The following is an 11488-nucleotide window of genomic DNA, read 5'->3' as shown; positions in this document are numbered from 1 at the left end:
TTGAAACGGCCACCGGTCTATGGTTCCTTCTCCAGGGATAAGGAGAAGGCCATGCGCCGCACGGTTCTGACATGCCTCGTGGCCATCGGGGCGCTGTGTGCATCACAGGCCCTGGCCGGCGCCAGGGCTGTCGTCCAGACGCGGACCTACGACATTGCGGGAAGCTCGGGCGCCGCTCTCGTCGAAGCGATGGACAGCAAAGGCCCTAGGCACGGCTTCATGACGCATGCCATCGCCACCACGGCCTATACGGTCGACTGGAACCTCAACGCCACTGAGGGCAACGGCTTCTGCAGGATGCGGCGGGTCAATGGCACGCTCAACCTTTTCTACACCTTCCCTCGCCTTGCTTCGCCCGCGACGCCGGAGCTGAAAAGGCGCTGGGTCAGGTTTTTCGCCGGTGTTCGCGCCCATGAGGAAACACATGGGCGCATCGCCAGGGAGATGATGCGCGCTACGGAAAGGTCGATAGCCGGCCTGCGGGTCGCCAACGACCCGTCTTGCCACAAGACGCGCCGCGAAGCGCAGCTTCGCATCCGGGCTGTCTATGCCGAATACGAGGCCAAACAAAACGCCTTCGATCGGCGCGAGCACAGCAAGGGCGGACATGTCGAACATCTGATCGCTGCCTTGATCAGAAAACCATGAACGTGTGATCCGCTCAGCGTCGTGGCGCGCGGGCTTCGCTCAGCTGTGAGGCTTGGCTGACAAGTCGCTCGCCGCGAGCGCTGTGGCGTGGTCATTCTCAGGCTGCTTGTCGTCGGGGCGAAGCGTGAACTCGACCAGCACCGGCAGATGGTCTGAGCCGGTATCCTCCAGCCGCGTCGAAGACAGGATCGTCAACCCGCCCTTGCTGAACACCTGGTCGATCGGCAGGCCCGCATAGCGGCGCAGGACATCGGGCAGTGTCCGGTGGATCCAGGTCGGCCCGGCCGAGGGCATGAGCGTCAGCCCGCCGAGCGCCGCGACCCGCCGCACCGCCGCGCTCCACGGCACGGCGTTGCAATCGCCGGCCATGATCGCGGTCTCGCCAAGCCCGGCCAATGTCTGCGCCAGTTCGCCGATCTGCCAGTATTGCTCCTTCGGCCACGGCCAGCTCAGATGGATGGCGGCGACATCGACGCCGATGCCGCCGAAGTCGACGGTGGCGGTTGCCATCGCACCGCGCGGCTCGCAGCGCGGTGCCGTGCCTGCCACGAAGGGCCTGCGCGACAGCAACGCCACCCCGAACATGCCGTTCGGATAGGGACAGAGGATACGGTAGGGGTAGGCGCCGGTGATGGTGCCAAGCTCGGTCGTCCACATCTCCGACACCTCATCGAGGGTGATCACGTCCGGGTTGGTGCGGCCGATCAGGGAGAGAACTTTCTTCGGTGTCGGGTTGTTGAAGCGCAGGTTCATCTGCAGCAGGCTGTGCACAGCCTGATCGGAGGGCTTGGCGACCGCCGGCTGCGGCCAAAGCCTGGGCAGGGCGCTTGCTGTCGTGGCCAGGCAGGCGATGGCAAAGACCAGCCCCGCTGCGGCCTGCAGCCGAAATGAGCTGGCAAGCAGCGGCAGCGCCAGGAGCGCCATAAGCACGCTGAAGTGCATGCGGAAATGCGAGAAGGAATCGAAAGCCGGATGCAGCGTGCCGAAGAACCCGGCCAACAGCGCGGCCGACAATGCCGTCATCGCCAGGAATGCCAACCCAGCCGTCATATTCAAGCGCGCGCCTGTTGTCATTGAGGTCGTGTCTGCCGAATGCCGCCTGCGTTCGATCTGCTTATCGGCCAAATTGCGGCTTGAGCAAGACGGCGAATTGCCTCGCCGAGGCTTGGCGGCCGCCTACTGGAACGCCGTCTCCGAAAAGCTCCGGAGCTTGCGCGAATGCAGCCGCTCCATCGGCATCTCGGCCAGCTTCTCCATCGCCCTGATGCCGATGGTCAGGTGCTGCGCCACCTGCCGCTTGTAGAACTCGGTCGCCATGCCAGGCAGTTTCAACTCGCCATGCAGCGGTTTGTCGGAAACGCACAGCAGCGTGCCGTAGGGCACTCGGAAGCGGAAGCCATTGGCGGCGATCGTCGCCGATTCCATGTCGAGCGCGATGGCGCGGGACTGTGACAGGCGCTGCACCGGTCCGCGCTGGTCGCGCAATTCCCAGTTGCGGTTGTCGATGGTGGCCACCGTGCCGGTGCGCATGATGCGCTTCAGATCGTAGCCGGACAGGCCGGTGACTTCGGCGACCGCTTCCTGCAGCGCAACCTGGATTTCCGCCAGCGGCGGGATCGGCACCCAGACTGGAAGATCGTCGTCCAGCACATGGTCCTCACGCACATAGGCATGCGCCAGCACATAGTCGCCGAGCGCCTGGGTGTTGCGCAGCCCGGCGCAATGGCCAAGCATCACCCAGGCATGCGGCCTCAGCACGGCGATATGGTCGGTGATCGTCTTGGCGTTGGAAGGGCCGACACCGATGTTGACCATCGTGATGCCGCCATGGTTCGGCTTTTTCAGATGATAGGCCGGCATCTGCGGCAGACGCTGCGGTCCAACACCTTCGCTGGGCGTGCTCTGTCCGGCCTTGGTCACGACATTACCCGGTTCGACGAATTCAGCGTAACCGCCGCCGCCCTTCTCCATCAGGTCGCGGGCGCGGGCGACGAACTCGTCGATGTAGAACTGATAGTTGGTGAACAGCACGAAGTTCTGGAAATGCTGCGGGCTGGTGGCGGTGTAATGGGTCATGCGGTGCAGCGAATAGTCGATGCGCTGCGCCGTGAACGGCGCCAGCGGTCTTGGTTCGCCGAAGGCCACTTCGAACGTGCCATTGGCGATCTGGTCGTCGGTGCCGTCGAGATCCGGCACGTCGAACAGGTCGCGGATCGGCCGCTTGATGCGCTCCGCGGCGGCCCCGTCGACGTAAGCTCCCTCCAGGAAGGCGAAATGCAGCGGAATGGGCGTGGTCGATTCCGAAACCGTGACCGCGACACCGTGGTTGCGCATGATCAGGCGCAGCTGTTCGATAAGGTACCGCTCGAACAGCCGCGGCTGCGTGATCGTGGTGGCGAAATGGCCGGGCGTCGGCATATGGCCATAGGCCTGGCGCGAGTCGACCTGGGTGAACGAACTCGTGGTGACGCCGATCTCGGGATAGAAGGCGCGGTAGCGTTTGCTGCTGTCGCCGCCGGCCGACGCCAGGGCCGCGAAGGCATCGCGCAGGAACTTGGTGTTGCGGTCGTAAAGCAGCTGCAGCGCCGCAACGGCCTTTTCGGCGCTATCAAAGCTTTGCCGGCCAAAAGGCTCCGGCATGACGACCGATTCGATGGCTTGGGGATAGATTCGCTTTTCCATGGCTCAATATAGAGACTTGGACGTGCGGTTGGGAGGGGTGTCGCTGTCGAAGGCGCCCAAAGCGCCACTTTTCTTTATCCGCGCTGCAGGCTGACCAGCAGCACGAAACCCACGCCGGACTTCCTCAGGGCCGGCGCCTCGATCGTCGAGCCGGCGTCGGCGCGCATTATTGGCACGGCCAGAACCGGTGCTGAAAGAGCCACCAGGACGAGCGCAGCCCGCGGCAGGAGCCGAAGGGTCTGGAGGGTATTGGCGGCGATGCGGGTCATGGCTTTTGCTTTTCTCTCTGGATCTGTGTCTTTGTCGCTTCAGCGGCGAAAATGGTTCACGCAATCGAATTGGCAGGAACTGGCTTGGTCCCAGGAGCGGGGGGAACGGCCCGCTTCAGCGACGAGGATGGCGAAGAACATCCCAAACAGGCTCATCAGCAGGCAGACGATGGTGAAGCGGCGAGCAAGCATTGGGTCGTGTCTCCTTCAACACGCGAGAGAATGCCCCAACGCCTCTGAACCGGCTCTGATGTCGGCGTTCATCTGCGGTTCAAATTGATTGACGGGATTTTAGCGGGTCGCCGCGAGCCCGGACGGCCACAGCCAGCAGGGCGGGAGCACCAGGGTTCGACGTGCCGCTGAAACGAAAACGGGGCCCTGCCGGGCCCCGTCGTCAGGTCACAAGGATGTGGTCGATCAGAGCTTGTGCCAGGTCTGGCTCTTGCAGATCAGTCCGCCAAGCACGCATCCGCTCATCTTGAGCGAGGTGCCCGCCAATGTCGCCTTGCCCGAATAGGTCTTGTCGTTTGCCGGATCGGTGATGCTGCCGGCATATTTGTTGTCGCCGGCCGCTTTCAGCGAGCCGATGGTCTTGCCGGCGTATTTTCCTGATTTGAGCGTGATGGAAAACGAGCCGCTGCCTGAAATGGCGGCGGTGTCGCCGGCTTGCGTCTTCCAGTTGCCCTCGATCGGATCGGCCCACGCCGCACCGGCCATGATCAATGTGGCTGCAAGAGCCAGGCTCACTTTTCGAAACATGTCTTGCTCCCTTTGGATAGCCGGCCGAATTCTCCGCCTCGCCGGTCTGCCGCTTACGCAAACGTAAGCTAATCCAGCTCCCGACAAAACAAAAGCGGGTGCCGCAACGGAAGACTTTGGGATTTTGAAAGCACCTGAATCCGCCTTGTCGCGGAGGAAATAAAACGATCGGCGCATCGTGTTTGTTTCCCGTGGTTAGCGGAGTGTTGATTCCGCCGCCGAAAATTTTCGTCAAATTTGGCGAAAACCAGCCGAATTGCTGGCTTCGTATCCTTAACGAATTTACCCGTTTACCTCTTGTTTTAGCTTTGTTTTCTTCAAATTAAGCACGCTATTTAACGACGGATTCAAGCCTGATCGGCATTCTCGAAAGCATCGAAAGAGCAGCCCGGACAAGACAAACGGAGGCAGCTCTCGGGAGCCAGACAGGGGACTAAAATGGCACGTTTTGAAATGCTTGAAGCAGGTTTCGGCGCCATGGGGGCAACTGCCCAGGCCGACATTCTTTTCGAACTGGGCATGATGTATGCGACCGGCCGCGACTGCGAGACCGACGTCGTTGCCGCCCACAAATGGTTCAACATCGCCGCCATCAAGGGCTCGGCCCGCGCCGCCGAACTGCGCTCTGAACTGTCGGCCGCCATGTCGAAGGTCGAGATCGCCAAAGCGCTGCGCGAAGCCCGCGAATGGATGACCATGCACTGAGTTCCGGCAGACGGGGGCGCTCCGGCCACGACCGCTCGAAGACGGTCGGGCCAAACAGGATAAGGCTGCGCAGACAGCCGGGCCACAGGCCATGAACGACAAGAATGCGGCAGCCGGACAGGCCAAGCCGTACGACGGACCATGATCCCGAAAAGTGGAATCCGGTTTTCGGACAAGATCATGGCAGGGAAGACAGGGAAGGCGACGTTGGGTTTCGTGGCGCGGGGGCGCTGGGGAAACAGCCCGACAGGCAAAAAAGCCACGACCAGCCGGAACAAGGCTGGCGTGGCTTTTTCGCGTGTATGGGGCCTCGCAGGCCCAATCGAGCGGTGCGGATGCGCCTAGACAGGCCCAATGAAGGATGAAATTGTCCCGCCTCTCTGGAAGAAGCGCGGCCGGGGCGGCCGCGCGTGAGTGGAGGAGTTCTATTGCTATGAAAAAAATGAGTATTTTGAGCGCGGCCATTTTCGGCCTGATGATGAGTGCTCCGGTCGCCTTCGCCGATGACATCACCGTTTCGGTGGTCGGCCCGATGACTGGGCAGCTCGCCACCATCGGCGACCAGTTCAAGCAGGGCGCACAGGCCGCCGCCGATGCCATCAACGCCGCGGGCGGCGTCAACGGCTCGATGATCAAGCTCGACATCGAGGACGACCAGTGCGACCCCAAACAGGCCGTGTCGGTCGCCAACCGCATCGTCGCCAATGGCGTCAAATTCATCGACGGTCATGCCTGCTCGGGCTCGAGCATTCCGGCCTCGGCCGTTTATGCCGAAGCCGGCGCGCTGATGATGAGCCCGGCATCCTCGAACCCGGTGCTGACCGACGCGGCCGCCAAGGCCGGCTGGCCGACCATCATGCGTCTCTATACGCGTGACGACGCTCAGGGCGCCTTTATCGGCCCGTGGATCGCCAAGAAGTATGCCGGCAAGAACGTCGTCATCCTGCACGACAAGAGCGCCTACGGTCAGGGCGTCGCTGATGCCGTCAGGGCAACCATGAACACCGGTGGCCTCAAGGAAGTCTACTATGACGCCATCAATCCCGGCGAGAAGGACTATTCGGCGCTCGTCACCAAGCTCAAGGATCTCAAGGCCGACGTCGTCTATTTCGGCGGCTACCATCCTGAAGCCGGCCTGATCCTGCGTCAGTCGGCCGAACAGAACCTGAAGTTCCAGCTGATCATGCCGGACTCGATCGCTTCGCCGGAATTCTGGCAGGTTGCCGGCCCGGCCGGCGAAGGCACGATGTTCGTCTTCCCGTCGGACCCGCAGGCGAAGCCGGAAGCCAAGGCCGCGGTGGAGAAGATCAAGGCTGGCGGCTTCGTGCCGGAAGGCTTCACGCTGTTCTCCTACGCCGTGGTCCAGGCTTTCGCCGAAGGCATCAAGCGCGCCGGCAGCGACGATCCTGCGAAGGTTGCCGAAGCCTTGAAGAACGGCACGCCGATCAGCACTGTGGTAGGCGACGTCACTTTCGACGAGAAGGGTGACCTCAAGAACGCCAGCTACGACATCAATCAGTGGCATGACGGCAAGTACGCTCCGATCGCGCAGTAATCACTCTGGTGATCAGATAGACCAAAGAAATGGCCGGGTTCGTCCCGGCCATTTTGTTTGCGGTCGGCGATGCGCTCCGTGTCTCAGCCGGCGGCAGCGGTCGAGGCGGTCTGCTCCTCGACGAACCGCACCAGCACCGTCCCGTCCGTGACCTGCGCACCTTCCACCGCGATCTCGGCAACCACCCCATCATGCGGGGCGGCGATGGTGTGCTCCATCTTCATCGCCTCGAGGATCAGCAGCGCTTGTCCCTTGATCACCGCGTCGCCCTTGGCCACGCGCACCAGCTTCACAAGGCCCGGCATCGGCGCGCGCAGACTGCCGGAGGCAGCCGCCGCGTCATCGCTGCGTGCCAACGGGTCCTGCACCGCGAATGTATAGCCGACGGCGCCTTCGAACACCGTGATGTGACCTGGCCAGCGGGCGAGGCGGGGAACGGCGCGAAAATCATGTGCATTGGCGCTGTCATAGGGCGCGCCGAGCGCCACCTGGAAGCGCCCGTCCGGCCGCACCGAAACCTTTGCCAAAATATCGGCATCGCCGAACTTCAGCCGCGTGCGCCGCGCCACACCGTGGAAATGTGCGTAGCCGGAAAGCGAAGACCATGGCTCGCTCGTTTGCGGCAAAGCTTCTGCACCGGAGGCGGCAAGGGCGGCTGCCGCGACGATTTCGCCGGTCGGCGGTGCGACCTCGGTCAGTGCCGCCTGGTGTCTGCCGATCAGGCCGGTGTCGACGTCACCAGTGCAAAAGTCCGGATCGGCGGCAAGGGCGGCAAGAAAGGCGGTGTTGACGGTGGAGCCGGCGATCTCGGTTCGCGACAGCGCCGCGCCCAGCGCCTCCAGCGCCGACTGCCTGTCCTTTGCATGGACCACCAGCTTGGCGATCATCGGATCGTAATAGGGCGAGATGGCATCGCCGGCCCGCACGCCGGTCTCGATGCGCATCGCGGCACCATCGGGTGCCGCCTCGGGAAACTTCAAATGGTGCAGCGTGCCCGTTGCCGGCAGGAACCCCTTTGCCGCGTCCTCCGCATAGACGCGCGCCTCGAAGGCATGGCCGGCAAGCACAATCTCGCTCTGCGTTTTCGGCAGCTTCTCGCCGCTGGCGACCCGCAACTGCCACTCGACCAGATCGGTGCCGGTGACCATTTCGGTGACGGGATGCTCGACCTGCAGGCGGGTGTTCATTTCCATGAACCAGAAGCGATCGGCCGTCAGCCCTTGCGAGGCGTCGACGATGAATTCGATGGTGCCGGCGCCGGAATAGTCGATCGCCTTGGCGGCCTTCACCGCCGCTTCTGTCATCGCCTTGCGCAGCGCCGGCGTCATGCCGGGGGCGGGCGCCTCCTCGATCACCTTCTGGTGGCGGCGTTGCGCGGAGCAATCGCGTTCGTAGAGATGCACCGCATTGCCGAAATTATCGCCGAACACCTGCACCTCGATGTGCCGCGGCTTGTCGACATATTTTTCGACCAGCACGCGGTCGTCGCCGAACGCGGCTTTTGCTTCGCGCCGGGCGCTGGACAGCGCCTCGGAGAAATCATCGGGATGCTCGACGCGCCGCATGCCCTTGCCGCCGCCGCCGGCCCGCGCCTTGATCAGGACGGGATAGCCGATCTCGCGAGCCTTGGACGCAAGCAGCACGATCTCCTGCGCCTCGCCATGATAACCCGGCACCACCGGCACGCCGGCCTTTTCCATCAGCCGCTTGGCGGCGTCCTTGAGCCCCATGGCGCGGATCGAGGCTGCCGACGGGCCAATGAAGGTGAGCCCCGCCGCCACCACCTGGTCGACGAAATCGGGATTTTCCGACAGGAAGCCGTAACCGGGATGGATCGCCTGCGCCCCCGTCGAAAGCGCCGCCGCGACGATCTTGTCGCCACGCAGATAGCTCTCGCCGACAGGCGAGGGGCCGATATGAACGGCCTCGTCGGCCATTTCGACATGCATCGCTTTCGCATCGGCATCCGAATAGACAGCGACGGTGTGCACCCCGAGCTTGCGGGCCGTGCGGATGACACGGCAAGCGATCTCGCCCCGATTGGCGATCAGGATCTTGGCGAACATGGAGCCTCCATAGCCAGGGCTTGCTGAAAGCGACGCAGGCGTTCCTTCGCGCTCCTGCCGTCTCGCGAACCTATACAGGCAGGCTTCCCCTTCGCCGGATACCGCCTTGCAGTTCGGCACTTGATGCAGAGCATTCCCTCACCAAGGGAGCGCTCTGCGAGCGAAGCGCACTTGCCTACTTCGATGCCGAGATCGCGCAGCCGCCACTTGCGGTCTTGAGCTTCCAACGCGTCAAGCCGGCCTGGCAGTTGCGCAGCGCCATTTCTTCCGCTGCCTTCTGGGACGGCGCGTTGAGCTTCGTGCCGCAGATGATGTAGAGGTCGACGACGCGCGAATAAAAGGTCGTGGCGTAGGCCGAATGACCGCTCGCCGCGACGTAGCCCTTGTAGGCAACGTTGCATTCGCCCGTGCCCAGGGTCGGCGGAAAACGCACGTCTCCCTTGCTTCCTGCGAGCGATCCCGCCTGGCTGGCGCCGGCTGTCGTTAATATTAGTAATCCTGCAAGTATCGACGCAGCCGTCCGCTGGCAATATTTCAGTTTCATTTCCACCCTGTCCCCATTGCATTGCGCGGGAAAAGCAGTAGCGAATATTTTTCCTCGCCGCCAGTTCCTTGTCGGGGGTCGGAGTTTGCTTATGCTGATGAATCGGTTGGTCCATGCAATTCAACCTTTCCGCAGCGCAGCAACGGCTCGCCGGTATAGTTCCGCCATATGCTCGCCGAAGCAGCAGAAGATGACGGTTTCGGGCGTGTTTTTCTCTTCGACGATCATGCTGACCGTGCCGACAGCGATTTCGGCCGCCTCATCTTTCGGGTAGCGGTAAACACCGGTCGAGATCGCGGGAAACGCCACCGAACGGCAATCATGGGCGGCCGCGAGTTCCAGCGACCTGCGATAGCATGACGCCAGCAATTCGGCTTCGCCCTTGCTGCCGCCTTGCCAGACCGGCCCAACCGTGTGGATGATGTGCCGGGCCGGCAGTTTGTAACCCTTGGTGATCTTGGCGTCGCCGACCTTGCATCCGTTCAGCATCCGGCATTCGAACTCGAGTTCGCGGCCCGCGGCACGATGGATGGCGCCATCGACCCCGCCGCCGCCGAGAAGCGAGGTGTTGGCGGCATTGACGATGGCGTCGACATCCAGCTTCGTGATGTCGCCGGTGTGGATGCGGATCCTGTCCAGCGCCGTGCTCATCTTACATCCTGAACACGCCGAAGCGCGTCTCCTCGATTTCGGCGTTGAGCGACGCGGAAAGGCTGAGTGCCAGCACCTCGCGCGTCTTCGCCGGATCGATGATGCCGTCGTCCCAGAGGCGGGCGGATGAGTAGAGCGGATGGCCCTCATGCTCGTATTTCATCAGGATCGGCTTCTTGAATTTCGCCTCCTCCTCGGCGCTCCATTCGCCGCCTTTGCGCTCGATGCCTTTGCGCTTGACCATGGCAAGCACGGTTGCCGCCTGTTCGCCGCCCATCACCGAGATGCGGGCGTTCGGCCACATCCACAGGAAGCGTGGCGAATAGGCGCGGCCGCACATGCCGTAATTGCCGGCGCCGAACGAGCCGCCGATGATGACGGTCACCTTCGGCACCCTGGCGGTGGCAACCGCCATCACCAGCTTGGCGCCGTCCTTGGCGATGCCGCCGGCCTCATATTTCCGGCCGACCATGAAGCCGGTGATGTTCTGCAGGAAGACCAGCGGGATTCCGCGCTGGCAGCACAGCTCGATGAAATGCGCGCCCTTCAGCGCGCTTTCGGAAAACAGCACGCCATTGTTGGCGATGATGCCGACCGGCATGCCGTGGAGATGGGCAAAACCGGCGATCAGCGTCGTGCCGTAATTCTGCTTGAACTCGTCGAATTCGGACCCGTCGACAAGACGCGCGATGACCTCGCGCACATCGTAGGGCTGACGCAGATCGGTCGGCACGACGCCATAGAGTTCATCCGCCGGATGAAGCGGCGGAATCGATCTCTGTAAGTTCAGGCTTACGGTCTTGTTCCGATTCAGGTTTTTGACGATGCGCCGGCAGATGGCGAGCGCATGTTCGTCGTCCATCGCATAATGGTCGGCAACGCCGGAAAGCCGCGTATGCACGTCCGCGCCACCCAGATCCTCGGCGCTCACGTCTTCACCCGTGGCCGCCTTCACCAGCGGCGGGCCGCCGAGGAAGATCGTCGCCTGGTTGCGCACCATGATCGTCTCGTCCGACATCGCCGGCACATAGGCGCCGCCGGCGGTGCAGGACCCCATGACGCAGGCGATCTGCGGGATGCCGGCGGCCGACATGTTGGCCTGGTTATAGAAGATGCGGCCGAAATGCTCGCGGTCGGGAAACACCTCGTCCTGGTTGGGCAGGTTGGCGCCGCCGCTGTCGACCAGGTAGATGCATGGCAGATTGTTCTGCAGCGCGATCTCCTGCGCGCGCAGGTGCTTTTTCACCGTCAGCGGGTAGTAGGTGCCGCCTTTCACCGTGGCGTCGTTGACGACGACCATAACTTCGGTGCCCTCGACACGGCCGACGCCGGCGATCATGCCGGCCGAGGAAATCTCCTCGCCATACATCGACCACGCCGCGAACTGGCCGATCTCGAGGAAGGGCGAGCCGGTGTCGAGCAATTGCGCGAGCCGTTCGCGCGGCAACAGCTTGCCGCGCGAAATATGGCGCTCGCGCGCTTCCTCCGAGCCTCCGCGCTCGACCGTCGCGGCCTTGTCGGCGATATCGGCAACCAGCGCGCGCATGCGCTCGGCGTTAGTGCGAAAGGTGTCGGAGGAGGGGGAGATCTGGGTTTGGAGTACGGCCAT

The 11488-nt window shown here is 63.0% G+C and carries 12 protein-coding genes; 3 read left to right on the top strand and 9 right to left on the bottom strand.

What is annotated here, in order from left to right; translation table 11 throughout:
• Nucleotides 1–51 precede the first annotated feature (51 nt).
• Nucleotides 52–648 carry a DUF922 domain-containing Zn-dependent protease gene (locus JN279_RS28040; protein ID WP_202350782.1) on the top strand — a complete coding sequence of 199 codons (597 nt, stop codon included), beginning with the start codon at nt 52–54 and terminating at the stop codon, nt 646–648.
• Nucleotides 649–687: 39 nt separating this feature from the next.
• Here the strand turns inward: JN279_RS28040 and JN279_RS28035 are convergent, their stop codons facing one another.
• From JN279_RS28035 to JN279_RS28015, 5 genes are all read right to left on the bottom strand, one after another.
• Nucleotides 688–1698 (bottom strand): endonuclease/exonuclease/phosphatase family protein, encoded by a 1011-nt coding sequence (locus JN279_RS28035; protein ID WP_202350781.1) that lies wholly within the window; start codon nt 1696–1698, stop codon nt 688–690.
• Between the two features lie 126 nt (nt 1699–1824).
• The gene (locus JN279_RS28030; protein ID WP_244734766.1) at nt 1825–3288 is read right to left on the bottom strand and encodes an AMP nucleosidase; all 1464 of its coding nucleotides are present in this window, start codon (nt 3286–3288) and stop codon (nt 1825–1827) included.
• Between the two features lie 116 nt (nt 3289–3404).
• Nucleotides 3405–3599 (bottom strand): hypothetical protein, encoded by a 195-nt coding sequence (locus tag JN279_RS28025; protein ID WP_202350780.1) that lies wholly within the window; start codon nt 3597–3599, stop codon nt 3405–3407.
• A gap of 39 nt (nt 3600–3638) precedes the next feature.
• Nucleotides 3639–3791 carry a hypothetical protein gene (locus JN279_RS28020; RefSeq protein WP_179298143.1) on the bottom strand — a complete coding sequence of 51 codons (153 nt, stop codon included), beginning with the start codon at nt 3789–3791 and terminating at the stop codon, nt 3639–3641.
• 225 nt (nt 3792–4016) lie between these two features.
• On the bottom strand, nt 4017–4358 hold the full coding sequence (locus tag JN279_RS28015) for a DUF2147 domain-containing protein (RefSeq protein WP_096456274.1): 342 nt from the start codon (nt 4356–4358) through the stop codon (nt 4017–4019).
• 438 nt (nt 4359–4796) lie between these two features.
• Here JN279_RS28015 and JN279_RS28010 point away from each other — a divergent pair, with 438 nt between their 5' ends.
• Nucleotides 4797–5063 carry a sel1 repeat family protein gene (locus JN279_RS28010; RefSeq protein WP_010915070.1) on the top strand — a complete coding sequence of 89 codons (267 nt, stop codon included), beginning with the start codon at nt 4797–4799 and terminating at the stop codon, nt 5061–5063.
• Between the two features lie 433 nt (nt 5064–5496).
• Nucleotides 5497–6618, top strand: coding sequence for a branched-chain amino acid ABC transporter substrate-binding protein (locus JN279_RS28005; RefSeq protein ID WP_027046653.1), 1122 nt, complete (start codon nt 5497–5499; stop codon nt 6616–6618).
• 83 nt (nt 6619–6701) lie between these two features.
• Here JN279_RS28005 and JN279_RS28000 read toward each other — a convergent pair whose 3' ends face one another.
• The 4 genes from JN279_RS28000 to JN279_RS27985 all read right to left on the bottom strand — a co-directional run bounded on the left by JN279_RS28000 (nt 6702) and on the right by JN279_RS27985 (nt 11488).
• On the bottom strand, nt 6702–8684 hold the full coding sequence (locus tag JN279_RS28000) for an acetyl/propionyl/methylcrotonyl-CoA carboxylase subunit alpha (protein ID WP_096456276.1): 1983 nt from the start codon (nt 8682–8684) through the stop codon (nt 6702–6704).
• A gap of 175 nt (nt 8685–8859) precedes the next feature.
• Nucleotides 8860–9228, bottom strand: a complete 369-nt coding sequence (locus JN279_RS27995; protein WP_096456278.1) for a hypothetical protein — start codon at nt 9226–9228, stop codon at nt 8860–8862.
• 120 nt (nt 9229–9348) lie between these two features.
• Nucleotides 9349–9879: an O-acetyl-ADP-ribose deacetylase gene (locus JN279_RS27990; protein ID WP_202350779.1), complete on the bottom strand. Its 531-nt coding sequence runs from the start codon at nt 9877–9879 to the stop codon at nt 9349–9351.
• A gap of 1 nt (nt 9880) precedes the next feature.
• Complete coding sequence (locus JN279_RS27985; RefSeq protein WP_202350778.1) at nt 9881–11488, bottom strand: carboxyl transferase domain-containing protein; 1608 nt, start codon at nt 11486–11488, stop codon at nt 9881–9883.

Origin of the sequence: Mesorhizobium sp. 113-1-2 (assembly GCF_016756475.1) — a bacterium.
Lineage (GTDB): Bacteria > Pseudomonadota > Alphaproteobacteria > Rhizobiales > Rhizobiaceae > Mesorhizobium > Mesorhizobium loti_C.
This window is presented reverse-complemented; position numbering and strand designations above follow the sequence as displayed.

Coding starts and splice junctions, on each gene's coding strand:
- JN279_RS28040 (WP_202350782.1), top strand. CDS start 52: ATGCGCCGCACGGTTCTGACATGCCTCGTGGCCATCGGGGCGCTGTGT.
- JN279_RS28035 (WP_202350781.1), bottom strand. CDS start 1,698: ATGACGGCTGGGTTGGCATTCCTGGCGATGACGGCATTGTCGGCCGCG.
- JN279_RS28030 (WP_244734766.1), bottom strand. CDS start 3,288: ATGCCGGAGCCTTTTGGCCGGCAAAGCTTTGATAGCGCCGAAAAGGCC.
- JN279_RS28025 (WP_202350780.1), bottom strand. CDS start 3,599: ATGACCCGCATCGCCGCCAATACCCTCCAGACCCTTCGGCTCCTGCCG.
- JN279_RS28020 (WP_179298143.1), bottom strand. CDS start 3,791: ATGCTTGCTCGCCGCTTCACCATCGTCTGCCTGCTGATGAGCCTGTTT.
- JN279_RS28015 (WP_096456274.1), bottom strand. CDS start 4,358: ATGTTTCGAAAAGTGAGCCTGGCTCTTGCAGCCACATTGATCATGGCC.
- JN279_RS28010 (WP_010915070.1), top strand. CDS start 4,797: ATGGCACGTTTTGAAATGCTTGAAGCAGGTTTCGGCGCCATGGGGGCA.
- JN279_RS28005 (WP_027046653.1), top strand. CDS start 5,497: ATGAAAAAAATGAGTATTTTGAGCGCGGCCATTTTCGGCCTGATGATG.
- JN279_RS28000 (WP_096456276.1), bottom strand. CDS start 8,684: ATGTTCGCCAAGATCCTGATCGCCAATCGGGGCGAGATCGCTTGCCGT.
- JN279_RS27995 (WP_096456278.1), bottom strand. CDS start 9,228: ATGAAACTGAAATATTGCCAGCGGACGGCTGCGTCGATACTTGCAGGA.
- JN279_RS27990 (WP_202350779.1), bottom strand. CDS start 9,879: ATGAGCACGGCGCTGGACAGGATCCGCATCCACACCGGCGACATCACG.
- JN279_RS27985 (WP_202350778.1), bottom strand. CDS start 11,488: ATGGCCGTACTCCAAACCCAGATCTCCCCCTCCTCCGACACCTTTCGC.